The sequence below is a fragment of the Ectobacillus soli genome, from assembly GCF_042610425.1.
Lineage (GTDB): Bacteria > Bacillota > Bacilli > Bacillales > Bacillaceae_G > Ectobacillus.
Window position 1 is genome coordinate 2108639 of sequence record NZ_JBGJZM010000001.1, and the last position, 23500, is coordinate 2132138.

Below are 23500 nucleotides of genomic sequence, written 5' to 3' on the forward strand. Positions count from 1 at the left end.
GCCAGCGCAATCTTTATACTAAGGATACAATAAAGATAACAAAAAAACAGGAGGGTAAACTTATGTATATTCCATCGCAATTTCAAATTGAAAAGGAAGAAATACAGTACGACATTATAAAAAATAATGGCTTTGCTACCTTGTTTTCTCAGCATGATGGAGTTCCCTACGCAACTCATTTACCTTTGATGATTGATCAGGAGAATAAATGTTTATATGGGCATTTGGCACGTCCTAATCCTCAATGGAAGGATATTAAAGACCAAACTGTACTAGCTATCTTCCAGGGTCCCCACTGCTATATCTCGCCCTCTTGGTACGAGACAAATAAAACAGTACCAACATGGAATTATGTCACTGTTCATGTCTATGGACATGTTGAGATGATCGGTACGGAAGAATTAATGAATTCCCTACGTGATCTCGTATTGAAATATGAAAAGCCAAACAGTCCCTATAAATTAGATCAAGTAGACGCTAGTTTAATAGAGGGCATGACGAAAGGAATTGTAGGATTCAAAATCAAGATTGATAAAATAGAAGGAAAGGCAAAGCTAAGTCAAAACCACTCAGTTGAGCGACAAGAACTTGTCATTTGGCAATTGGAACAATCTACGAGTGAAAATGACCGAAACATTGCATCTTTAATGAAAGAAAACCTTGAAACCAAACGTTGAGAGTGGTGATGTAGTAGGAATTTTTTTAATAGGTGCAAGAAAGGCGGCGGAGAATTTTGAATATCGAAGCAATAGAATTAATAGGGCAGCGAGTGAAACTTGTGCCGATGCATATCGATCATATTGAAGGATTATTCGAAGCCGGTAGCAATGATGAGATATGGACATACATGCCGATGAAGGTTAAAACGATGGATGATGCAAAGCGCCTTGTAGACAACGCTCTATCTGCTAGAGATCAAGGATTAGAATTTCCCTATACCATTTTTGACCAAGAAACAAATAAAATCGTAGGTAGCAGCCGATTTCTTACTATTTCTAAATTAAACCGTAGTCTCGAAATCGGCTGGACTTGGTATAATCCAAGTGTTTGGCGTACTCGTATAAACACCGAATGTAAATACTTGTTGCTCTGTCATTGTTTTGAAACCTTATCCACGATACGTGTAGAATTTAAAACGGATTCTCGAAATACTCGTTCTCAGCGGGCTATTGAAAGACTAGGTGCAGTTAAAGAAGGAACTTGGCGAAATCACCGCATTTTATCGGATGGCTACATACGTGACTCAGTTTACTACAGTATTATTTTCCAAGAATGGCACACTGTAAAATCGAAGCTGCAACATTACTTAAAAAGCTAGCAATAGATGAATCCATCTAGAAATATTATTTTCGAACGCCGTTGATGATTCGTATTTTCGTTAGCGGCGTTTCATACTATTATATCAATGTCTAGTCCATTCTTTTTAAAATGAGACATCAGGTTTCAAAGCTCTTATTTGTAATTAATGTTCACTTATTTTGCAACGTATTGCTTTTGGTCTCCTTGTTACTGATATTTTTATGTAGCCAATCTAGCATTGATATCCCCTACCATGATTGTACATAAGCAAGTATAGTCACAATCAAAAAAACAACCCCAAGTAGCCCGTTCCATAGGCTCAACTTTTCCCGATAGTTGCGTTGCTCTTTTGTTTCAGAGTGAAAATTCGCACGTTGTCGGTCTCCGCTCACCCAAACCCCAAGCGATAATCCTGAAATGAGAAAACAAACAGCGGTAATGCTAAGAAACAAGTTGAATAGGATCATATTGTTTTCCCCCTCATTTTCCATAACATTTTCTACATCTCGTCTGTTTAACAGATGTGCGGAATACGATGAAGTAATTGTATCTTTCTCACATTCTATTATATATCAGACGGGAGGCCCGAATATGTTTATTACATCAACGATTTTAAAGCTAGCAATTGCTACCTTTTTAGGGATGATTTTAGGCCTTGAGCGCGAATTGAAGCGCAAGCCGCTTGGTCTGAAAACAAATACGGTCATTTGTGTTGCTAGTTGTTTGATTACGATTGTATCAATAGAATCGGCGTATCAATTTCCGAAGATGCAAAACATTACGATGGATCCGCTCAGATTAGCAGCTCAAATTGTGAGCGGTGTTGGTTTTCTTGGTGCTGGGGTCATTCTCGTCAAAGGAATGACGGTAACTGGACTGACGACGGCTGCCATGATGTGGGGTGCGTCCGGTATTGGTATAGCGGTCGGGGCTGGCTTTTGGGAAGAAGCGTCCATTGCACTTGGTTTTATGATTATTTCGGTAGAACTGCTTCCTGTTTTTTTGCGAAAAATCGGTCCGGGACGCCTACGTGAAAAAGAATTAGAATTAATCATCATCGCCACGGAAGATAGCGATTTAGATAACATCCAAACAAGTATCAAAAGCAAAGAAATTATCATCCATCACGTACGCATCCGCGATATGAAAAACGGCAACCGCCAGCTCACTTACTCTATCTCCACCTACGAAAACAGACAAACAACCGCTGTCTATGAAGAGATACGCTCCATCAAAGGGATCCGCTCAGTAGAGCTCGCAACGGGTGGATAGCTTAGAAATGATAGAGAGTTATGAAATTTTGATAGATTTCTACAAACACAGCGATACCAAAATAAGCAAAAAAATCGAAACTTATCCCATGAAAATCACCACAAAAAAGAACGAGAGTTACTCGTTCTTTTTTCGTTCTATTATTACGCTCCAATGGAACCGGTGTAGCCTATGTCCTTCAGACGTTTCCTTAATGCATCGCTTACACGCTTTTGTTCAGCTTTAATCTTTTCGACGAGATATGCTTTCTGCTCAGGGTTTGTTACGAGCGGATAGTACAGTTCAATCTGTTTCAAATACGAGATAATGGAAGCGACATCCTTTGTATTTGTAATAGAAAGCGCTGATGCTCGCTGCAGTAATTTTTGGACTTGTAAGTATGGGAGCTGTGGCTTCAAATCTTTCCAAAGAATATCAGAAATGGCTTTATAACCTGCTAGATTCGGATGAACATCGTTTGGATTCGGTAGATATGCGTATGGATTTTCAGCAAATGGTGTGGAAATGTCTATATACGTCGTTCCGGTTTGGTTGGCTGCTTGTTGAATGGTTTGATTAATGAGTGAGAGAACTTGAAGAAGTGCTTGCTGCTGATCAGTTGGTAGATATGGAAATGCATTGTAGTAGCCGATAACATATACCTTTGCGTGCGGGTTAATTGCCTTAATTGTTCCGAGTGTCATTCCGAGATTAGTACCAATTTGCGTCAGAATTCCTGGTACTTTTGCGGGATCAAGGGATACACCCGCTTGCGTAATGGTCAGTTCTCGAAGGAGATCATTTGCCCCTGCATGAACCGTGATAATATCAGACTTTGCAATTTGGGTAAGTACCTCTGGCTTTTGCACGATTGTAAGTACATCCGTTGTCGTTGCTCCTGACTGGGCAAAGTGTTTGTCAAAGGAACCCAAGTACCCCGCATCTTGTATATCCTTTGCTAAAAAGTCTGCATACCCTTGTCCAATTTGTCTGTACGGTGTTTGACCTGCAGCGAGTGAATCTCCCAAAGCAAGGTACGACAGCTGATCCGACGGCTTCACTGTTACAGGTGCTGCGCTCGTAACCGGCGCAAACGCCAATGTGAAGATGGATAGAGCGAGTGCAAAAAAGGTTATTTTTTTATACTTGACTAACATTCTCATCCTCCTAATATAGTAGAATAAACTCTTCCATGTGTTCATTCTACTTTTATGGAGGAAATTCCTGTAAATTCGAGGATGCTTTTATGCACTAACTAGTTAAAAAATGGAAACAGTCAATTGACCTACATATCATACACTATGCGACAACACGAGCCCCCCATACACAAATGCAGCAATAATTACAAACGCTGGATGGATTCTTCGCATTTCCATTGCCCAAAATGCTACAAGGGCAATTCCAATAAACTGCAGTATCCCGATTGAAGCGAACGAACTTGTGCTCATCTTCCAGGTTAATAGAACCATCATGATTGCAATCACAGGTTGGACAAGGAGTGTCATCCCTTTTACAATAGGAGATTTGCTAAATTTATTTAATACTTTTAACAGCAAGATTAGTGCAATAGTCGATGGTACGACTGTGGCAACAAGCGCAATAATTGCGCCTGACCATCCTGCGACATCATAACCAACAAAAGTTGCAATATTTGTTGCAATAGGTCCAGGCAGTGAATTGCCGAGTGCAAGCATATTTGAAAATTCGGCATCCGTTAACCAATGATAATGAGGAACAATTTCTGCATACATAAGAGGAATGGACGCAGGTCCTCCTCCATACCCAAGAATATTTGCAATAAAAAATCCCATAAAAAGTTGAAAATAGATGATCATGCGCTCTTACCCTCCTTTTTGCTTCTTTTTCCCCATCTTGTAACGGATCTAAAATGAATACTTCCATATGCTAAAAAGATAACAATTACAATGGCTGGATGGATGTGGATGATTTGAAGGAGGAGAAATGCAATAAGGAACATGACAATTCCCAACGTTTTTCCTAAGCCCTTTACTGCCTTTTTTCCAAATTGATAGGCCATGGCACCAAGCATAACCGCTATAACAGGTGTAACACCTGCAATCATTCCCATGACAACTTTCGAAGTGCTAAGTAGAGTAACAACAGAAAGCAAAGCAATCATAGCAACGCTGCTTGGTAATATATGTATGAGTACAGCAAGCATTGCACCCGTTGCTCCCTTTAGCTTATATCCCAAATAGGCAACCATTTTTGTTGCAATCGGACCTGGCAACGCATTCGCTATCGCTAACGTTTCTCCAAATTCATCATCCTGCATCCATTTATATCTCGATACCGCTTCATGTCTAATTAGCGGGATCACAGAAGGTCCGCCTCCAAAACCAAGAATTCCAGTTCGGAACATAGCTACTGATAATTGATAATACGGATGATCCATCAACTTTCCATTTTCATTATCTTTCATCTTATAATTTCATCCCCATTCTGCTCTTATATCTTTGAATTAGGAGCTGACAATCTACACTCATAATTCCAGGAAGAGGATACAATTTTTGATTTAGAAACTCTTCCATTTCTTGATTATCTTTGAACAACCCATGCATATGAAGTTTACTTGGCCCCGTCATATGATACAGACTAGTGACAGCAGGTTCATCAGCTAATATAGTCGCAACCTCTTGCAAATGCTTAGGTTCCACCTCGACATTAAAAAAAGCCGACACGGAAATCCCCATTTTTTCTGGATTCACCACTGCCGTGAATCGTTCAATCACACCATTTTCCATTAAATTATTAATACGAGATTGCGTAGCCACCCTAGAAAGTCCTATTTCTTTAGCTAAATCTGTGTAAGATATTCTCCCATCATCATGCAAAATCTGAAGGATTTTTCTATCAATCTCATCTAAGCTAGTATACGATTTATGATCCATAAATTATTATCCCCTAACACAGAATATATTTTGAAAGTCATTTACCAATTTAACTTTCTTTATGTTTAAATATATAGCCATTTATATTCAATATCAATATAAAAATTCATAATTAGTTACGCATAGAGTACTTTTATTTTATTATAAAAAATAAATTTTTTTGCTTCATGACAAAAATAAAGTGGTCACGTTTTCATCCTTTAACCCACTTTCTTTTTGAATAATAATGAACGCTATATTAAACAAATAGTAAGTCATGATACACCTATACTATTATAATATAGCACTTATAAAGTTTTTATATTTCGTTTTGCAAATTATCCTATTGACAATATATACTATGTTATATTAAATTACATTACAAGTTATACAAACAGATAAAACAACTTAGAATCTGATTAATTTTTGGCACATTTGTATAATATATCGTTATTTATGTGATATATACTGACATGATTTTATGATTACAATCAAAGAGGAGGAAACATTTTGAAAGCAAAAAATCCAGTCATATTAATTATTCTATTTTCACTCGGTTGGGCTTTTATGTATGCAGATCGCAATATTTTGTCACCGGTAATGGGAGTCATTGGACAGGAATGGGGACTTTCCAAAACACAACTCGGTTTAATGTCGACCGTTTTCTTTATTACATATGCCTTAATGCAAATACCAGCTGGTTTTCTTGCTGATCGATTAGGAAGAGTCAAAGTATTAGTAGGTGGATATATTCTATTCGGTATTGGAACATTACTTAGCGGACTAGCACCAGGATTTAGCGTATTTCTTCTTATTCGTGCTATTACAGGTTTAGGGGAAGGAACATATTATGGTCCGCAATATGGAATATCATCGAGTCGCATTCCCAAAAAGTATCGCGGTGTATCTTCAGCACTAATCAATAGCGGGATGGCTTTCGGTATTTCTTTAGGCTTTATCGCTTCAAGTTATATTACATTTACACTCAAAATGAGTTGGCAATATTCTTTCTATTTATTTGGAGCATTAACTGTAATTGTCGCCATCCTTATCTCTTTATTCATTAAAGATGACAAGCAAGAAGAATTAACGGAACAAAACCTTCCAATCGCAACTCCAAAGGAAAGTATAAAGATTCTGTTTAGTCGAAATCACATTTTTACTTATATTATTATTTTCTGTTCTTTGTATGGATTCTTTAGTATGCTCACATGGCTCCCTTATTATCTACAAACTGCAAGAGGGCTAAAAGGATCTAGCACGGGTATTATTGCTTCCTTAGTACCATGGGCCTCTATTCCAGGCGCAATCTTTTTCGGTTATATTTCAGATCGTATTAAACATAAAAAACCGCTTATTTTACTCCTTGCTTTACTCGGAGCTATTTGTCAATTCGTCATTCCTTATACACAAAATTACTCATTAATGCTAACTGGATTAGTAATATACGGACTTGTTGGTAAGCTAGCTCTTGATCCAATTTTAGTTTCCTATGTTGCTGAAAATACACCAAGATATATGTATGCAAGAGCATATGGAGTATTTAACTTTATGGGTATGCTTTCATCTATATTTGCTCCATATATAACTGGGTACTTCGCTGAAAAAACTGGTTCCATCGAGATTGGTTTTTATTTATCCGGAGCATTGCTATTAATTGGAGGTTTCCTCTTCTTATTTACTAGCACAAAACCATCTGTAGCTGTAGTAAAAATGGATTCTGTGCCGGCTGCAGCTGTTGTGAAATAGTGTACCAAAGATTTTTATTCACCTTCTATCAGAAGGAGAAAACCCTTATCTGATAGAAGGTTATTTTTATAAAAAGGGGGAAGTTATATGGAAAAACCTGTTATCGGAACAAAAACAATGGTAGTGAGTCCGCATTATTTAGCCTCTACAGCAGGCGCAAGAATACTAGCAAAGGGAGGAAATGCGTTTGATGCAGCTGTAGCAGTTAGTGCCTGTCTAGCCGTAGTGTATCCTCATATGACAAATGTTGGAGGCGACTCATTTTGGCTTACCTATCATCATGCAGAAAAAAAAGTCCGTGCGTATAACGGAAGCGGTCGCTCCGGATATCAGGTAAATCGTAACTTGTATGAAGGCGAGGAAGAAATCCCAAGAAGAGGCGTGCGAAGTGCCATTACGGTTCCGGGTATGGTTGACAGTTGGGATGCAGTTCTTCGTGAATATGGCCGGCTTAGCTTAGCGGAAGTTCTCGAACCGGCTATTACGTATGCAACAGAAGGATTTCCTATGTCATCGAGTCATGAGGAAAATACGAGACTCGTTTATGATGTTCTATCACACACCCCCATTACTTCTTCAATTTATACGCCAGCGGGAAAAATCATCAGAACAGGAGAAAAATTTGTACAAAGTCAATTAGCCAATACATTAAGGGTACTTGCAAAAGAAGGACGCGACGCTTTCTACAAAGGTTCGATTGCAGAAGAAATTGCTTCTTTTCTGAAAGAACATGGTGGATATTTAATTCGTGATGATTTTGCTGATCATTATGGCAATTGGGTTGATCCTATTTCTACTTCCTATCATGATTATACAATGTACCAGGTTCCTCCCAATTCCCAAGGGTTTTCCGCTTTAATGACACTTAATATTTTAGAAAACTATGATTTTTCTTCTATTAAACATGGTTCCTATGAATATTATCATGTATTAGTAGAAGCACTAAAACGCAGCTTTACAGATCGAAATAAAGTGCTGACAGACCCAGACTTTTACGATATTCCTTTAAAGCGCCTTCTAAGTAAAGAATATGCCGCCCAGCTTGCTGCCTCTATAAGCCTTGACCAGGTTGGAAGCCAAAAAACGGAACCAATTGGAAACGATACTGCCTTCGCAGCCGTTATAGACGACGAAGGAAATGCGGTTTCGTTTATTCAAAGTCTCTACTTTGAATTTGGATCAGCGGTTGTAGCTGGGAATACAGGCATATTACTGCAAAACAGAGGATCTTTCTTCTCATTAAATCCAAATCACGTAAATAAACTAGAACCACATAAACGCACCTTCCATACACTTATGCCTGCTATGGCTTTTTTAAACGGTAAGCCAAGTATATTATACGGAACACAAGGCGGCGAAGGGCAACCACAAACACAAACGGCCGTTATTACTCGCCTGATTCACTATGGAATGAATCCGCAGCAAGCAGTTAGCGAACCGCGCTTTGTCTGGGGAAGAACATGGGGAGATGCCACGCAAGAATTAAAAGTAGAAGCACGGGTACATGACGATGTATTAACCGCCCTATCCTCCGCAGGTCACATCGTACGAAAAGTACAAGAAATGGACGGCGTTATGGGCCATGCGCACGCCATTCAAATTGACGCCAACGGATTTCGACTCGGCGGCAGCGATCCACGCAGCGACGGAGCAGCAATTGGATGGTAAAAAAGAAAAGCGGAATCGACTTGGTCAGCTCCGCAGGGCGGCTTTTTGCCTTTATGGTTGAGGGTTCTCCGGCCGGAGGAGCTAGCCGATGGAGCTGGACATCATAAGAAAAGCGGACCCGGCTTGCCCAGCTCCGCAGGAATGAATCAAATGTTTTATGCTTTCTCACTATAATAAGGTGGTGACTACAAATGAATAATCAATTTAGTGCATTTATTGATCCTGAATTTCATCTAGAAGCAACTGGCAAAGGAAAGTTAAATGGTTTATCCTTTGCAGTCAAAGATGTGTTTGCTTTAAAAGGTCACACAAACGCAGCAGGGAATCCAGACTGGCTTCGCACTCATCATGTAGCAGAGCAAAATGCTGCAGTTGTGGATACTCTCCTTCAATACGGAGCGCAGCTTACAGGAATTACGCATACCGATGAATTAATGTATAGCTTAAACGGTGAAAACATTCATTATGGAACTCCTATCAATCCAAACGCACCTGGGTGCATTCCTGGCGGTTCTTCAAGTGGTTCTGCAGTTGCAGTCGCATCAGGTTCTGTAGATTTTGCGCTTGGAACGGATACAGGAGGTTCTGTTCGGATTCCGTCTTCGTATAATGGAATTTATGGCATTCGTCCTTCCCACGGAAAAATCGATATGGAAGGTGTCATTCCTTTATCTGCTCAGTTTGATACCGTGGGCTTTATGGCAAAGGATGCAAATCTTTTATATGAAATTGGCGCTACCTTATTTGGCGAAGATTGTTCTTTACCAACCATTGAAAGAATTTACATCGCAGAGGATGCATGGAACTTAGCGGAAGAAAGTACAAAACAAGTACTTCTAGAACCCATTCAATTGCTTACAAAGGGGCTAATAACAGAACATGTAGAAATTGCTCCAGAAGGATTTAAGAAGTGGATGACTGCCTTTCGTTTGCTCCAAGGTCGTGAAATTTGGAAAACGCATGGAGATTGGATCACTACCCATACACCTACATTTGGACCTGATATCGCAGACCGCTTTGAGTGGGCTTCACACATCCCAGAAGACGATGCGTATGAAAAAGCGAAGCAGCTTCGCCCTATCATTCAAAAACGGCTAGGTAAACTCCTTGGAGAAACAGGGTGCCTTGTCATTCCTACAACCCCAGGACCTGCTCCGCAGATAGGACGTTCCATGGATGCTATCGAAATAACAAGAACGAATACGATGCAGCTTAGCTGTATTGCAGGACTTTCCGGATTCCCGCAAATCACAATACCTTATATCGGTATAGATCATTTGCCAATTGGTCTCTCTATTATAGGAGGATATGGGTCCGATATGCAGCTACTTACATTCGTAAAAAATATGTTTGGTAGTCAACGCTTACCTAACCATGTAACAAAATGAGTTTTTGTTACATGGCCAATATCACCTTAGCATACTACTATAACTCTCACCGATTTTTAAAGTAGTATGCTGGTTATTTATTGCGCAACGTTAACATTCATTAAGCGAACAACAATAATCTTCCTACCAAAAAGTATACGATATAGATGCATATCGCTAGCAAAATAGCATAAAGTGGCTTCATCCAATAGGCCAATAAAAACACACTGAAAAGAAACAGAACCGCTCCGAACGCACCAAAAATTCCAGCTTTTTGGGCAGACTGGAATTCATTCTTGTTTAAAAATTTCGTTTGTAGTATCAAATTTGCTAGTGTCATGATGGGCAAAATAGTAATAACACCTGACAAAAATATATTTTTTGATTTGCTGAAATACGTTGCAAGAGCAAGGATGCAACCTCCAATGATGAATTTTGAAACATACTCGAACACTACTACTACACTTCCTTGTAACAGAATATTCATTAAAATCTTATTCTATTTTGATACATATTTATGTATTTGTATACCCACTACTCTAATCTTTCTAGTGGATAAAAATGATAGTGTTAGTTTCTATACTCGTCCATAGTCGGTCTATCTCTTCTTATTTAGCCGTTGTAATACAAGGCTCTCCCACTGTTTCCACGAAAACATTTGTTTTAACATAATCCCCGTTTTTACTCCCCTACCAAACGGATACCGAAGCGCAGTATTGGATTGATCCGCTATATAAGCAATTTTCTCTGCTACTTCCTTTGGATCTCCAAATTTACTGTGTCCTTTTTCTAAATAGCGTTCTATTTGACTCATATAATCATAGTAAGGAGAGGATTCGGATGCTTCTGATATATGCTTACCGCTTGACCAAATATTCGTTTTATACGAACCAGGTTCTATCAGAACAACATCAATTCCAAACGGTTTTACCTCTAAGCGAAGGCATTCACTCCAGCCTTCCAGTGCATGCTTGGATGCTACATAAGGTGATAAACCTGGAAATCCGACCTTCCCGCTAATGCTGCTCAAATTGATAATTTTTCCACATTTTTGTTTTCTCATTATGGGAAGAACAGCTTGAGTCACTCGAATGACTCCAAATAGATTCGTCTCAAACTGTCTTTTGTATTCCTCAAGCGGAATCTCTTCCACAAACCCACCTGCTGCATATCCAGCATTGTTAACAAGAACATGTACATACCTTACTTCTTCTAATATAGGAAGAAACTGTTTTATAGACTCTTCGGATGTTACATCCAGTGGTTGAACCTGAATTCGATTGGCTACCCCTATTCTTTTCGATTCATCTACTAGATTAAACCGAGCTTCTACATTTCTCATCGTAGCGATAACATCATACTCACGCTTCGCTAGTTCCAATGCTGTAAGCATCCCAAATCCACTTGAAGTCCCTGTAACAACTGCCACCTTTTTTTCCACTATTCTCCCCCTTTGCCATTTGTACATGTTCTGTCTTTCTTGCTCTTCTTATTTTACTAGATTTTTCTTATACCCCATTACACTATTGCCAATATAGTTTCATAAATGTTTCATATAGACGAATTTTCAGTTGTATATTTATTACTTCCAGGGAGTTTCTTAATTTCATTCCAAGCTTCAATCGCTTCCGTACGACTTTTCCCTTTATTTTTTGTGTCAGAGAAAAAGTCACGAATAAATTGATTGTATTCAAATTGAGGAGCAATTTTCTTCTTATAAGATGGGTCTTTCTTTCGCCTTTCCTCTTCATACCAAGCTTCTACAACATCACGATATGCTTTCCCTACATTGTCTTTAAAGTAATTTTGAATGTAAGTAGAAAAATGAAATTTCGAACTAATTACTGTCTTAAAGAATGCTCTTACGTCTTGACTGCAACGATGATTTTCCGTAATTACAGTATCAAGACTCAATTCGACCTTTGTTCGAGGTTTATTACCAGCCTTTGAATTTCTAAATGGTTTTTTTATCTCTCCTGTTTGAAGAAATGTTTCAATTCTATCTAAAATCTCTATCTTGGAACCAGATGCACTTATTCCATTTTCTCTACAAAAAAATTGCAATTCTTCTTTTAACCAATAGTAATCTCTAAAATCTTGAACACTTATTTCTTTTGTAAGAGTGGATCTCATTTATAACACCCCCATATGTAAATATTTACATTATAGAACATTTGTTCCTATAAATTAAAAAGAAGCTAACTACTCGATTAGGTAGCTAACTTCTTTCTTCTTTCTTTTACTTTAATCTCTTCTTATCCCCTTACCCCCGGTTCGGCCGATTGCCTGATGGAAGGAAAAAGGATAATACAAGTGCCACCACTGACAAAACAGTCGCAATTAAAAATGCGTCATTAATACCGTTTACCATTGAAAGCTTCATGACTTGGCTATATAGTGCTGCCGTGCTAAGCGTCGATCCCGTTTGTTGTGATACATGTGCCAAGGCTGTAATGCTCTGACTCATCTGCGCGACATTCTGATTCATAATTGGATCAGTTGATGTAATCGCACCCGCATAGTCTGCCCCGTGGAAGGTTGTTTGTCTTGTCATGACAGTGACGAGAATTGCTGTTCCAATCGAGCCAGCTATAGAACGAAGTGTATTTTGGGATGCAGTACCGTGCGAAATCTGTTTCAACGGTAATGCGTTCATTCCCGCTGTCATAATTGGCATCATAATAAACGCCATCCCAAAAGAGCGTAAGATGTAAATTCCGACAATTGTAGCATAAGGCGTGTCCATTGTAAGCTTTGATAGCTCATACGTACCATATGTCATCAAAATTAATCCAAAAATTGCCAGCGGACGAATGCCATAGCGATCAAATAACTTTCCAGCAAATGGTCCCATCAGTCCCATAATTAATGATCCTGGTAACAGCAATAACCCGGTATCAATTGGCGAAAAACCGCGTATGTTTTGCAAGTATACAGGCAACAGAATCATTCCGCCAAAAAGCGCCATAGTAATAATAATATTAATTAATATTGTAAAGGAGAAGGCTGGAATCTTGAAAATGGTTAAATCCAAGAGCTTCGTTTTTGCGTTGAGTTCCCACCAAATGAAGACAATGAGACCAACCACTCCAATTGTGAGCATAACATCAATTTCTATGCTGTCCCAACCTTTATTTCCGGCTTCACTTAATGCATACAACAGACTGCCAAACCCAATAGTAGATACAACAACCCCGATTACATCGAATTTCGGCTTCGACAGTGGCTGTACGAGTTTGAACCAGCGTAAGGCCATCAAAAAGATAACAGCTCCCAAAGCAAACATCGCATAAAACATAATATTCCACGTGTAGTTTTCCACAAGCCAACCGGCAATTGTTGGTCCGATAGCTGGTGCTAGAATCAATGCGACCCCAAGAAGTCCCATAGCTGCGCCGCGTTTTTCTGGCGGAAAGAGCGTCATAAAAATATTCATTCCTGTTGGCATAAGAATACCTGCTCCAACTGCTTGCACAAGACGGCCTGTTAACATCACTGGAAAATTACCCGATAGAGCACAAATAATAGAGCCGACTGTGAAAAACCCCATAGCTATCAGAAATAGCTTTCGATACGTAAAAGATTGGATCAAATAGGCACTAATAGGTACCAAGATCCCGTTTACCAGCATAAAACCGGTAGACAGCCATTGCACTGTGGCTGTAGATACATTGAACTCATTCATTAATACCGGTAACGCTACATTGATAACGGTTTGATTGAGAATGGAAAAAAACATACCTAAGATCAATACGAACAATACCAATCGTACATTAATCGCAGGCTCTGCTGCGGGCTTAGGAGTTATTTTTTTGGTCGCCGGAATTTCTTCTTCCTCCATATGTTTCTCTTCTACCGTTTCTTGTTTCCCCTCTTTGTCTTCTTGTTTCACTTTTACCAAAGTGTCCTGCTGCTTTGGCATAGTAGGAGCAAGAGGTTCTGATTCACTCTTCTTTTTTTGTTTTCGAAAAAACACGTTCACAATGAAAAATACAAGGACACAAAAGAGTGCATACACTGCAATCATAGTTGATAACATGTAGTACCCCCCTTATCTATGAATGCGAACCGTTACGTTCATCCCAGGTACAATATTTAAGGATTTATTATGGTTTAACGCAATTTTTACTGGAATGACTTGTGTAACCTTCGTATAATTCGCATTCGAATTACTACTTGGCAGTAAGGAGAACGTTCCTGATGTTGTTAATCCAATTTGATCCACGACACCCGTTAATGCGGTATCAGAATACGCATCCACATATACGTCTACTTGTTGACCCTTTTGTACTTTGTCAACATCTGTTTCTTTAATATTTGCTGTTACATATAAATTGTTCATATCGAAAGCATAAGCAATTGGTGTTCCTGCCCCGACAAAAGTATTTACTGTTGCATTCGATTGTACCAAAGTTGCACCTGCTGGCACTGTGATATCTATATTTTGCATCGCAGTTGCTGTTTGGAATTCTACGGTACCCACTTTATCGCCAGCATTGTAGGATTTGCCAACCTCTCCTGTCCAGGAAGTTAGCTTACCTGCTGCAGGGGAAGCTATCGGAATGATTTTCCCATCAATCTTGGCATTATTTGTTTTTAAATAGCTTTGTGATTGATTGTAGTAATAGTAGCCAAGAAAGCCACCCCCAACAAGTACAATCAACGTAATAATATTGATAATAAATAAACGGCGAAATGAATTCATGAAGACTCTCCTTTTCTTATAACTGTTTCATTTTGACACATGAATAGAACCTAATACTATAAATCTCTAAGCTTTGCAACTTATATTCCAATCAAAAATGACCAATTAGTCAATAACATTCTATACTATATAGTACCCGCTAGTTTTTGACAACAAATATATATTCAATTCATCTTGCATATTTAAAAACTTTTTTCATATTGCTAATCATCCGCACCTTGTTTTATGATAAGTGCATACGACCCATCGGTCATAAATGACTTGCATGATAAGTTTTATATAAAATGAACGGCGACAATATATGTACATGACATATAAAGTTTTTTTGTTCTTACAGGTCATGAGGACCTAAATAACCACATTCACAGTTACAAAATTACTACCAACTTCATCTGGAACCGTCCCAGAGAACATAGAGGTGAATAGAGTGAATACACGCAAGAAAGAAATTATCACAGAAGCAACAAAGTTGTTCAGTCAGAAGGGATACCTTGCAACATCCATTCAGGAAATCGTAGAGCGGAGTGGTATGTCAAAGGGTACCTTTTATAATTATTTCAATTCTAAAGAGGAACTTATCCTCTCCTGTATCAAGCATCATTATGAACTGCTGAATGAGAAATTGAATGTAATTACGAACCAGAACTTAGATGAAAAAACAAAGTTTATGAAACAGTTACAAGCACTTCTGGAACATTCGTTTGAGCATAGAGACTTCACTCAATTGCAGATGCAGGAACAAACGTTACGTGAAAACGAGCTAATTCGTCAACTTCTATTTAAGGTACGAGCTCAATTGTTGACTTGGCTTCACCGACGTCTTATCAAGGTGTACGGAGACCGTATATCGCTTTATGCACTAGACTGCGCGACTATATTAAAAGGAATGTTGAGGGAATACATATCTTACATCGTATTTGACCAAAAGCCAGTAACACCAGAGGAAGTAATTTTCTTCCTAATGCGTCGCATGGATGCAATTGTTGTCAGCTTTACTAAAGATGAGAAGCCACTGTTGAATGAATACCTAATGGAGAACTTTCTTCATGTGGAAGCGTTAGAAAAACAAGAGTGCCATAAACAAATCATTCTTATCATTTCCCGTATACGTGATGTAATAGACTCACTCACAATAAGCCAAAAGCAACGGGATAAATTGGTACTTTCATTAGATGCGATTGAACATGAATTTAGTCAAACACAGCAAGAACCACGTGAACATATTGTCCAAGGATTATTACTGTATATGCAGAAGCAAAAGGTACTAGAGTCCGATTTACAAGAATTATCAGCTTCTGTGGAAGCCTATTTCTAATCAAATAGGAGATAAATTAGCTTTCACCGCTTTAACGCGGGAGAGATGACGCAAAGGAAATCATTCCTTTTTGTCATCTCTTTTTTATCGTCTGCATTTAAACACTCGGATTTGCTTCAGACAAAACCACTTTTCCTCGCTTCAACTGTTTTTCCTTTTTTCCATGCATAAAGTAGTAAAGTATGATACAGAATAGGATAATAGCCACCATTGTCATATAAAGACCTCGATATCCTGTATAAGGAATAAGGAACCCTAATACATAAGGCCCAACTCCAAAGCCAAGATCAACAAAAATAAAATAGGTTGATGTAGCCAAACCTAAGCGATGGGGCGGCGTTACTTTTACAGAAACTGCTTGTGCTGAAGAGGTAAAGTTTCCATACCCAAGGCCGATAATTGCCCCTGCTAGCAGCAAGGTCCATCCCTGTTCCGCTTGGCTGAGAAGGAACATGCCTCCTGCAAAGATAATAAGAGCCGGATAAATAACAAAATTAGCCCCTTTCACATCAAATAATCGACCGGAAACTGGTCTTGATAGGAAAACGACTATTGCATAAACAATAAAGAAAAAGCTAGCTGCGTCTACCAGCTGTAACTCTTTCGCATAGAACGTAATAAAAGAAAGAACGCCTGAATAGGCGAGACCTACAAATAACGTAACAATTGCAATTGGAAGAGCTTTGAATTCTATAAAGCTACTAATTGTTAAACCATCACTTTCTACTGCCGTATGTTTAGAGGCTTCCTTAAGAGAGAGTGTTAAACCGGATGTAGAAACTAAGCTTAAAACTCCTATAACTACAGAAAATATAAAAATAACTTGGAAGTTTGTATGCTGAACTAAATATAGACCCAAAAATGGACCAATAGCCGTTGCTATAATCGCACTTAAACTATAATACCCAATTCCCTCACCACGTCTTGATGACGGAATAATTTGTGCTACAATGGTTCCCGTAGCTGTACTAGCTATCCCTAATGCAATCCCATGCAAGAAGCGATTCATCAGTAAGAAAAACAAAGTATTTGCACCAAAGTAAAACAACGTAGTAGCAGTGAAAAAAAGCAATCCTACAAGCAGAACTTTTTTTCGTCCTTTCTTTTCGATAATTCTACCCGTGAAAAGTCTCCCAAATAGAGCCCCAATAACAAAGATTCCTGTAACAAGTCCTGCTTCACTCGTGCTCGCATGAAATGTTTCTACAGCGTAAATCGAAATACTTACCATTAATAAGTAAAAAATCAATGTTACAAAAAAGTTAATGGTAGAAACAATAATAAAATCTTTCGTCCATAATTTTTCCCTAGTCATTTTTTTCCCCTTTGTTTTAACAACTGATTATTTATTTCGTCTTGATAAAATGAACTGATGAATCCCATTTTAAATATAATTTTTCGAAATGTAAAACAACGATTTTTAATGTTAATATAAGAATTACTTATATTAAAAAAATAGGAGGCCTTACTTATGAATTTTGATCAGATGGAGTATATAAAGGAAGTCGTGAAAACGAAATCCATGTCTCTTGCTGCACAAAACCTGCATGTGTCCCAATCAGCGATCAGTCAGTCGATCTCTTTATTGGAAAAAGAAATCGGAATTTCATTATTTAAACGTTCTCGCTTTGGAACCATTCCTACCGAAGAAGGAAAAAGCATTATTAAAAAAGCGCTGGAAATATCAAAAAAAGTCAATGAAATGAAGGAGGAAGTCCACTCTTTAACCTCTTCCTTTATTGGAGAATTACGAATTGCTACGATCCCTAGCTTATTTATGAATGTCTTACCTCAAGCACTCTACCAATTTAAAAAAGATCTTCCACAGATTAACGTGACGATTATCGAAATGGAAAGCAAAGAAATTATTGAAAGAGTAAATCAACATGATGTGGACCTAGGTTTTATTGGCCTAAATAAACATTCAGAAGCAGGACTTCCAGAACAAATTAAATCTCAATTATTTCATTATCAATGGGGAGTTAAAGTAATTGTCCCTAATAATTCTCCGCTCGCTTTTAATAAAGAACTACTGCTACAGGACATCGTAGATTATCCCTTTGTCATATACAACGGGAGCTTTTGGGACAACGTAGTGGAATATATTACAAAAAAGCAAGGACCCATAAATGTAATATTTACGACTACGAATACGGAAGTAATTAAAAGAACCGTATCAGAAGGGCTAGGCATTAGTTTATTATCCAGTTTGATGTTAAAAGACGACCCCTATGTAGAAAGCCACCGAATCGTAGCTATTCCCTTGGCTGATTATAATATAGACTCAAGCATTTCATTTGGTTGGATACACTCGCAAAATAACACGCAATACAGATTGATAAAGAAGTTTTTAGAATATGTAGAGGTATAATCATCGTGTAATACGAAATCTCCAATTCAGTTCATGTACTTCCTCACAGAGTTCATAAAAGAAACCTTTTAAACTCGGATGATGGCTTTACCACGCCTAAATAAAACTAAACACATATAAATAATTTGATTTAATTATTGACATGGTATATGTGAGGGAGTACTATAATTATCAATTGAATATTTCTTATCAAGAGTGGCGGAGGGATTGGCCCTGTGAAGCCCAACAACCAGCATGTTTGTCAGCATGTATGGTGTTAATTCCAGCAGATGTATATTTACAATCTGAAAGATAAGGAGGCGCATCGGGGTAATTCGCTAAGTCTTCATTCTTTCAGCCAGAATGAAGACTTTTTTATTCGCTGAAAGAGAGTCGCAGTCTGTCAGATTCGAGATTCATTGTTTATTATTCATCATATCAAAAGGGGTGGGGAAAATGGCAGAAGTATCATCAACTACAGAAGTGCAAGAACAACTTAATACGAAAAAAGCTAGTGGTTCAGCATTCATTCGCAGTGAGGATTGGTGGTCTGTGTGGATTGGATTATTGCTTGTCGTCTTGGCCGTAGTTTTATGGGGATTAGGAAATTCACTGTCTGTAGTAACTGCGCAAATTCCAAAATGGACAGAGTTTTCTGCATTGACGAAAGCTCTTGGCGGGCGTGCCGGTAATATTTTTCTTCTTTTTATAACATTGGCAGTAGTGTTTAGCATTGCAGCATCATTTTTGAAAATTAATGTGAAGAAGTTTTTATCAGGATTTATTGTACTATTCATTTTAAGTGTACTAATTAATAGTTTTAGCGGCTGGAAATGGGCACAACAGTATAATTTAGAGGCCCCGTTAGTTGCCTTAGCAATCGGGCTGATTATTGGAAATATTGTTCCGATACCGGAATGGTTTGGAACGTCTCTCCGTACAGAACTTTATGTCAAAGTCGGTATTGTCCTTCTCGGTGCAACATTGCCCTTCACTTTAATTGTGCAAGCTGGACCTGTTGCCTTCATCCAAGCAACGATTATTGCTCTCATTACATTCTTTACTATTTATTTTGTTGGGACAAAAGCATTAGGATTAGATAAAAAATTCGCTTCCATCCTTGGCGCCGGTGGTTCGATTTGCGGTGTTTCAGCCTCCATTGCGGTTGGGAGTTCCATAAAGGCCAAGAAAGAACATGTTTCCGTTGCCATTTCTCTTGTTGTTGTTTGGGCAGTTGCAATGATTTTTATTCTTTCATTCATTATTAAAGCTTTAGGCATACCTGCAGGTCCTGCCGGAGCATGGATTGGTACATCAGAATTTGCTGATGCAGCAGGAATAACGGCTGCCAGCTCATTTGGCGATAAAGCTTTAACATCTTTTACGTTAGTTAAAGTGGTTGGCCGCGATATTTTCATAGGTATTTGGAGCTTTGTGCTTGCATTTATATCAATTACGTATTGGGAAAATAAACAAGAGGGGAAAAAAGCTGATAAAACGCAAATTTGGCGTAGATTCCCTAAATTTGTGATTGGATTTTTCATCGCTTCTGCTCTTCTGACAATTATTATTGCTAGTGTTTCTGCTGCTCAAGGAAAAGTCATTAACACGAATGTCATTGCACCGATTAAGGAATTAAGAACATGGGTCTTCACATTCACTTTCCTTTCAATTGGTTTGACAACGAGGTTCAAAGACTTAACTTCTGTCGGATGGAAACCCTTTGTAGCATTCAGTTCTGGAGCGATAGTAAACGTTATTTTAGGTTACATTTTGTCCATCTGGATACTAGGATCGTACTGGGCAGGTTTGTAATTCCAGCGTAATGTAAGAACAGCAAACTAATACCTGTAGATGAAACGCCATGAGAGAACGGAGATGGTTAGATCGTGTTGAAAGATCAATTAGTATGTAATCACAAAACCTGCTTTATTTTTCATTTTCTTTCAAATGATTTGCGTAGTTTTCGAAGACAGGATCGTTTTGTTAAATCAAGTGCTGCAGAAATAGTTGATGACTGGAACACAGCCTTGTCACTCCGTCTAGGTGACATTTCTAATATGATACGTTTATTGACAGCAGCACATGATAGTTGGAGCGTTTTGTGGAAAAAAGATCACATTGTGATGGAAACGGACGATTATGATTTTAGTGATGCCGTTCAAGTATTGCATAAACATGGATATACGGACAAAAATTATATTTTAGAAGTTGAGTATGAACGTAAATGGGGTATGTTGTAAAGAAGAAATGTTTCGACTATTTTATGGGCAGTTTCCCCGTTTTAAGGTTTCTCTTATGCCTTAAAGCGGGGTCTTACTCCCCTTACATAGCGAGATTAGAGGCAAATTCAAAAAAAGATTCCACTTACTCTATATTCACTTTTTTCCGATAATAAACGAATATAACGTAACTTCTTCCCCCTCTATTCCCTTAACTTCTTTCTCGATTTCTCTCCAATACGGACAATCATACGCAATTAATAATCCGATCATCGTTCCGCTATGTGCCACAACAATACCTCCTCCATACGTCTCATGTAATCGAAAAAATGTATGAAAATAAGGATTAGGTAAAAACCGCTGATTGATTGCTGCGCTCATCGTGCTAGCTCGAAAAATATCGGAAAGATTGTGTGATTTCATTCCTTCTCGTATAAGATGGTAAGCTTTAGAACATTGCTGCTTCTCTTCATTTGTATACGATTTTGGTAGCTGATTAAAGGCGATGGTATTTACTGTTCCGCCTGTATCGATACCTATTAGCCTGCAAGGTGGGAGCTGACCGAATGATTCTAGTAGCCGACCACTTTTATAATCATAGGCAACTATCCCGTCATACATGACACCATCGGTTGGTTCGATGCTGCTAGCAAGTATAGAGAGGATCTCTTCTGATACGGGTAACTCATAGCTTGCGGCTACCGCCTTCATACTGGCAATAAGATCTGCAGAGCTGCTTGCCATTCCTTTTCCAACAGGAATATTAGAATCCATATATAGACAACCGCCACTTGTGATTTCAAAGCATTGCAGTAGGGATTTACACGCTAAAATAGCTTTTTTATAAAAGCTTGGTCCTGTTATATCCGTTCTGTCATTTGGAATAAATACCGCCCTGCTTTGTAAGGCCGGGATAGGTAGTGTAATTAAAAAAGGGCGCTCCTGATGCACCCCTTGCACAAGCTCTCCAAATGTACCAAAGCAGCTTCCTGTACCCATTTTCATGCTTACCACCCCATAGTGATTGCAACAAGCAAACAGACGAGCACACAAATCGTAGATGTAAGCTTCATCACTTTGATTGTAGCCAATATGTCCTGTTTCTGAATTAGCCGCTCCGGATCTCCCATTTTCGCGCGGTGAGAGACTATTCCTCCGTAGTAATTCGTTCCGCCAAGCTGAATATGAAGTGCCCCGGCAATCGTAGCCTCGGGTATTCCGCTATTTGGACTCGGATGACCCTTGGCATCACGCACAACCATACGCCGTGCTGCACGTACATCCAGTCTTCGAATCCAGCAGGCAAGCAGCATAAATAAAATCGTCAATCGTGCCGGAATATAATTGAGTACATCATCGAGGCGAGCAGAAGCCCAGCCAAGATTCTGATACTTCTCATTTTTATAGCCCACCATCGAATCGAGGGTGTTGACCGCTCTATACATCATCGCAAGCGGAGCACCGCCAAGTAGCGCAAAGAAAAGAGGAGATATAATTGCATCAACGATATTTTCCGCGACCGTTTCCACTGTTCCTCGTGAAATTTCTCCTTCATCTAATCTCTCAGTATCACGGCCAACTATCATACTCAAACTATGTCTTGCTTTTGTGAAATCACCGTCTTTTAAATGATGATATACTTCAAGTCCTGCATCTCCAAGACCTTTTGTTGCAATCGTTGTAGATATGAGCCAAATTTCTACGACGATTGCCAGCCAGTGATTCCATAATCCGAGACCATATAGCAGCAATGTAATAATTCCGTACACACCGCCTGCGATGATTATCGGAAATAAGAGACCAGCTGCTTTTAATGCTTTTTCCTTTTTCACAACTCTGCGAATCCCTGATTCTAGCAATCGAATTGCCTTTCCAATCCAGACGACGGGATGGGGCAAGGACCGCGGATCTCCGACGATGCGGTCAATGATATATGCAATGACGATTTCTATTCCATGAACTAGCATCTTAATCCTCCCGCCCTAGTACTTCGTATATGGCATCATAGACCTGGCAGCCGATGGCATTACCGATTGTCGTAGCAGTTCCGGCAAATGCATGGGTTGGTTCGTTCTTATTTTGTGTCACGGCTAGTACAACGCTATCTGTCGTAGTTCCTGTTGCAATCTTGCCATTTTCATCTGTAATATGTAAATCCTGCATGGCCGCTGCCTTGGCTTCGGTTGCCGTAATAATGCCGTTTATCATCGCTGCATGTGTCATGTTGCCATCAATGAAAAGAAATGTATTAATCGTACCGCACTGATAAGCAGAAAACGTTTCCCGTCTTGTACCAGCTCTTGCGCTATTTCCAACTCCTGCCGTTACACAACAAATCATCCGGAATGCATCTCCGTTCATCTCTTGAATAGATGCATCCAGAATGTTTGCTGCAGTTTGCAACCCAATCGACTGCTCTGCAGGACATTCCCATTCCTTCAGTTTTTGTTTCATTAGCAAAACCGGATCGCTTACATCAAAATCAAAGGGAACCTTCCAGTTAACAAAGTGACTTGCTCGCTTAAGCCCTCCGCCATAAACTGCGCTACTGAATACTTCCAATACCGAAGGATGCTGCATGATGATACGATCGTCTTTTTTATAAATTTCAAATTCTGGCCAAACCGCCGAACGATAAAAGTGTTTCTCATGAAATGGTTGCACGATGTTCTCCTTACCCAGT

General features: G+C 38.9%; 24 protein-coding genes and 1 riboswitch. Of the genes, 10 read left to right on the forward strand and 14 right to left on the reverse strand.

The genetic code is table 11. The features are described 5' to 3' along the window. The first annotated feature begins 62 nt into the window (after positions 1–62). Positions 63–677 carry an FMN-binding negative transcriptional regulator gene (locus ACAN53_RS10695; protein WP_379969767.1) on the forward strand — a complete coding sequence of 205 codons (615 nt, stop codon included), beginning with the start codon at positions 63–65 and terminating at the stop codon, positions 675–677. Positions 678–733: 56 nt separating this feature from the next. Further along, positions 734–1318, forward strand: a complete 585-nt coding sequence (locus tag ACAN53_RS10700) for a GNAT family N-acetyltransferase (RefSeq protein ID WP_379969769.1) — start codon at positions 734–736, stop codon at positions 1316–1318. Positions 1319–1547: 229 nt separating this feature from the next. On the opposite strand, the gene ACAN53_RS10705 is transcribed toward ACAN53_RS10700, so the two are convergent. Further along, positions 1548–1766, reverse strand: a complete 219-nt coding sequence (locus tag ACAN53_RS10705; RefSeq protein WP_379969771.1) for a DUF5316 family protein — start codon at positions 1764–1766, stop codon at positions 1548–1550. Between the two features lie 124 nt (positions 1767–1890). Here ACAN53_RS10705 and ACAN53_RS10710 point away from each other — a divergent pair, with 124 nt between their 5' ends. After that, entirely contained in the window at positions 1891–2571 is a 681-nt protein-coding gene (locus ACAN53_RS10710) for an MgtC/SapB family protein (RefSeq protein WP_379970307.1), read from the forward strand. Positions 2572–2714: 143 nt separating this feature from the next. On the opposite strand, the gene ACAN53_RS10715 is transcribed toward ACAN53_RS10710, so the two are convergent. From ACAN53_RS10715 to ACAN53_RS10730, 4 genes are all read right to left on the reverse strand, one after another. Then, positions 2715–3707, reverse strand: a complete 993-nt coding sequence (locus ACAN53_RS10715; protein WP_379969773.1) for an SGNH/GDSL hydrolase family protein — start codon at positions 3705–3707, stop codon at positions 2715–2717. A 135-nt stretch (positions 3708–3842) separates the two neighbouring features. Further along, the gene (locus tag ACAN53_RS10720; RefSeq protein ID WP_379969775.1) at positions 3843–4385 is read right to left on the reverse strand and encodes a chromate transporter; all 543 of its coding nucleotides are present in this window, start codon (positions 4383–4385) and stop codon (positions 3843–3845) included. Then, positions 4382–4993 carry a chromate transporter gene (locus tag ACAN53_RS10725; protein ID WP_379969777.1) on the reverse strand — a complete coding sequence of 204 codons (612 nt, stop codon included), beginning with the start codon at positions 4991–4993 and terminating at the stop codon, positions 4382–4384. The genes ACAN53_RS10720 and ACAN53_RS10725 overlap by 4 nt, the downstream gene beginning before the upstream one ends. 1 nt (position 4994) lies before the next feature. Further along, a complete protein-coding gene (locus tag ACAN53_RS10730; protein WP_379969779.1) occupies positions 4995–5462 on the reverse strand; it encodes an Lrp/AsnC family transcriptional regulator in 468 nt (155 codons plus the stop codon). A 489-nt stretch (positions 5463–5951) separates the two neighbouring features. On the opposite strand from ACAN53_RS10730, the gene ACAN53_RS10735 reads away from it, so the two are divergent. The 3 genes from ACAN53_RS10735 (at position 5952) to ACAN53_RS10745 (ending at position 10246) form a co-directional block, all read left to right on the forward strand. Further along, a complete protein-coding gene (locus tag ACAN53_RS10735; protein WP_379969781.1) occupies positions 5952–7190 on the forward strand; it encodes an MFS transporter in 1239 nt (412 codons plus the stop codon). Between the two features lie 87 nt (positions 7191–7277). Continuing rightward, the gene (gene ggt, locus ACAN53_RS10740; RefSeq protein ID WP_379969783.1) at positions 7278–8858 is read left to right on the forward strand and encodes a gamma-glutamyltransferase; all 1581 of its coding nucleotides are present in this window, start codon (positions 7278–7280) and stop codon (positions 8856–8858) included. Positions 8859–9049: 191 nt separating this feature from the next. Continuing rightward, on the forward strand, positions 9050–10246 hold the full coding sequence (locus ACAN53_RS10745) for an amidase (protein WP_379969785.1): 1197 nt from the start codon (positions 9050–9052) through the stop codon (positions 10244–10246). Positions 10247–10346: 100 nt separating this feature from the next. Here the strand turns inward: ACAN53_RS10745 and ACAN53_RS10750 are convergent, their stop codons facing one another. The 5 genes from ACAN53_RS10750 to ACAN53_RS10770 all read right to left on the reverse strand — a co-directional run bounded on the left by ACAN53_RS10750 (position 10347) and on the right by ACAN53_RS10770 (position 14930). Continuing rightward, positions 10347–10712, reverse strand: coding sequence for a hypothetical protein (locus ACAN53_RS10750; protein ID WP_379969787.1), 366 nt, complete (start codon positions 10710–10712; stop codon positions 10347–10349). Positions 10713–10823: 111 nt separating this feature from the next. Continuing rightward, a complete protein-coding gene (locus ACAN53_RS10755; RefSeq protein WP_379969789.1) occupies positions 10824–11666 on the reverse strand; it encodes an oxidoreductase in 843 nt (280 codons plus the stop codon). A gap of 110 nt (positions 11667–11776) precedes the next feature. Continuing rightward, entirely contained in the window at positions 11777–12358 is a 582-nt protein-coding gene (locus ACAN53_RS10760) for a DUF6434 domain-containing protein (RefSeq protein WP_379969791.1), read from the reverse strand. 130 nt (positions 12359–12488) lie between these two features. Further along, a complete protein-coding gene (locus ACAN53_RS10765; RefSeq protein WP_379969793.1) occupies positions 12489–14264 on the reverse strand; it encodes a DHA2 family efflux MFS transporter permease subunit in 1776 nt (591 codons plus the stop codon). Between the two features lie 12 nt (positions 14265–14276). Next, positions 14277–14930: an HlyD family efflux transporter periplasmic adaptor subunit gene (locus ACAN53_RS10770; protein ID WP_379969795.1), complete on the reverse strand. Its 654-nt coding sequence runs from the start codon at positions 14928–14930 to the stop codon at positions 14277–14279. A 427-nt stretch (positions 14931–15357) separates the two neighbouring features. On the opposite strand from ACAN53_RS10770, the gene ACAN53_RS10775 reads away from it, so the two are divergent. Next, positions 15358–16245 carry a TetR/AcrR family transcriptional regulator gene (locus ACAN53_RS10775; RefSeq protein ID WP_379969797.1) on the forward strand — a complete coding sequence of 296 codons (888 nt, stop codon included), beginning with the start codon at positions 15358–15360 and terminating at the stop codon, positions 16243–16245. Positions 16246–16342: 97 nt separating this feature from the next. Here the strand turns inward: ACAN53_RS10775 and ACAN53_RS10780 are convergent, their stop codons facing one another. After that, a complete protein-coding gene (locus tag ACAN53_RS10780) occupies positions 16343–17560 on the reverse strand; it encodes an MFS transporter (RefSeq protein ID WP_379969799.1) in 1218 nt (405 codons plus the stop codon). Between the two features lie 156 nt (positions 17561–17716). On the opposite strand from ACAN53_RS10780, the gene ACAN53_RS10785 reads away from it, so the two are divergent. From ACAN53_RS10785 to ACAN53_RS10795, 3 genes are all read left to right on the forward strand, one after another. Further along, a complete protein-coding gene (locus tag ACAN53_RS10785; protein ID WP_379969801.1) occupies positions 17717–18616 on the forward strand; it encodes a LysR family transcriptional regulator in 900 nt (299 codons plus the stop codon). A 183-nt stretch (positions 18617–18799) separates the two neighbouring features. Next, positions 18800–18914, forward strand: a riboswitch (SAM riboswitch). Between the two features lie 137 nt (positions 18915–19051). Further along, positions 19052–20410 carry a YeiH family protein gene (locus tag ACAN53_RS10790; RefSeq protein ID WP_379969803.1) on the forward strand — a complete coding sequence of 453 codons (1359 nt, stop codon included), beginning with the start codon at positions 19052–19054 and terminating at the stop codon, positions 20408–20410. Between the two features lie 74 nt (positions 20411–20484). Further along, positions 20485–20838, forward strand: coding sequence for a hypothetical protein (locus tag ACAN53_RS10795; RefSeq protein WP_379969805.1), 354 nt, complete (start codon positions 20485–20487; stop codon positions 20836–20838). 135 nt (positions 20839–20973) lie between these two features. Here ACAN53_RS10795 and ACAN53_RS10800 read toward each other — a convergent pair whose 3' ends face one another. The 3 genes from ACAN53_RS10800 to ACAN53_RS10810 are packed head-to-tail and all read right to left on the reverse strand — an operon-like array spanning position 20974 to position 23481. Then, positions 20974–21822, reverse strand: coding sequence for a GHMP family kinase ATP-binding protein (locus ACAN53_RS10800; RefSeq protein ID WP_379969807.1), 849 nt, complete (start codon positions 21820–21822; stop codon positions 20974–20976). Positions 21823–21824: 2 nt separating this feature from the next. Further along, on the reverse strand, positions 21825–22784 hold the full coding sequence (gene cbiB / locus ACAN53_RS10805; RefSeq protein ID WP_379969809.1) for an adenosylcobinamide-phosphate synthase CbiB: 960 nt from the start codon (positions 22782–22784) through the stop codon (positions 21825–21827). 1 nt (position 22785) lies between these two features. Continuing rightward, entirely contained in the window at positions 22786–23481 is a 696-nt protein-coding gene (locus ACAN53_RS10810) for an adenosylcobinamide amidohydrolase (protein ID WP_379969811.1), read from the reverse strand. Positions 23482–23500: the final 19 nt, after the last annotated feature.

Coding starts and splice junctions, on each gene's coding strand:
- ACAN53_RS10695 (WP_379969767.1), top strand. CDS start 63: ATGTATATTCCATCGCAATTTCAAATTGAAAAGGAAGAAATACAGTAC.
- ACAN53_RS10705 (WP_379969771.1), bottom strand. CDS start 1,766: ATGATCCTATTCAACTTGTTTCTTAGCATTACCGCTGTTTGTTTTCTC.
- ACAN53_RS10710 (WP_379970307.1), top strand. CDS start 1,891: ATGTTTATTACATCAACGATTTTAAAGCTAGCAATTGCTACCTTTTTA.
- ACAN53_RS10715 (WP_379969773.1), bottom strand. CDS start 3,707: ATGTTAGTCAAGTATAAAAAAATAACCTTTTTTGCACTCGCTCTATCC.
- ACAN53_RS10720 (WP_379969775.1), bottom strand. CDS start 4,385: ATGATCATCTATTTTCAACTTTTTATGGGATTTTTTATTGCAAATATT.
- ACAN53_RS10725 (WP_379969777.1), bottom strand. CDS start 4,993: ATGAAAGATAATGAAAATGGAAAGTTGATGGATCATCCGTATTATCAA.
- ACAN53_RS10730 (WP_379969779.1), bottom strand. CDS start 5,462: ATGGATCATAAATCGTATACTAGCTTAGATGAGATTGATAGAAAAATC.
- ggt (WP_379969783.1), top strand. CDS start 7,278: ATGGAAAAACCTGTTATCGGAACAAAAACAATGGTAGTGAGTCCGCAT.
- ACAN53_RS10745 (WP_379969785.1), top strand. CDS start 9,050: ATGAATAATCAATTTAGTGCATTTATTGATCCTGAATTTCATCTAGAA.
- ACAN53_RS10750 (WP_379969787.1), bottom strand. CDS start 10,712: ATGAATATTCTGTTACAAGGAAGTGTAGTAGTAGTGTTCGAGTATGTT.
- ACAN53_RS10760 (WP_379969791.1), bottom strand. CDS start 12,358: ATGAGATCCACTCTTACAAAAGAAATAAGTGTTCAAGATTTTAGAGAT.
- ACAN53_RS10765 (WP_379969793.1), bottom strand. CDS start 14,264: ATGTTATCAACTATGATTGCAGTGTATGCACTCTTTTGTGTCCTTGTA.
- ACAN53_RS10770 (WP_379969795.1), bottom strand. CDS start 14,930: ATGAATTCATTTCGCCGTTTATTTATTATCAATATTATTACGTTGATT.
- ACAN53_RS10780 (WP_379969799.1), bottom strand. CDS start 17,560: ATGACTAGGGAAAAATTATGGACGAAAGATTTTATTATTGTTTCTACC.
- ACAN53_RS10785 (WP_379969801.1), top strand. CDS start 17,717: ATGAATTTTGATCAGATGGAGTATATAAAGGAAGTCGTGAAAACGAAA.
- ACAN53_RS10790 (WP_379969803.1), top strand. CDS start 19,052: ATGGCAGAAGTATCATCAACTACAGAAGTGCAAGAACAACTTAATACG.
- ACAN53_RS10800 (WP_379969807.1), bottom strand. CDS start 21,822: ATGAAAATGGGTACAGGAAGCTGCTTTGGTACATTTGGAGAGCTTGTG.
- cbiB (WP_379969809.1), bottom strand. CDS start 22,784: ATGCTAGTTCATGGAATAGAAATCGTCATTGCATATATCATTGACCGC.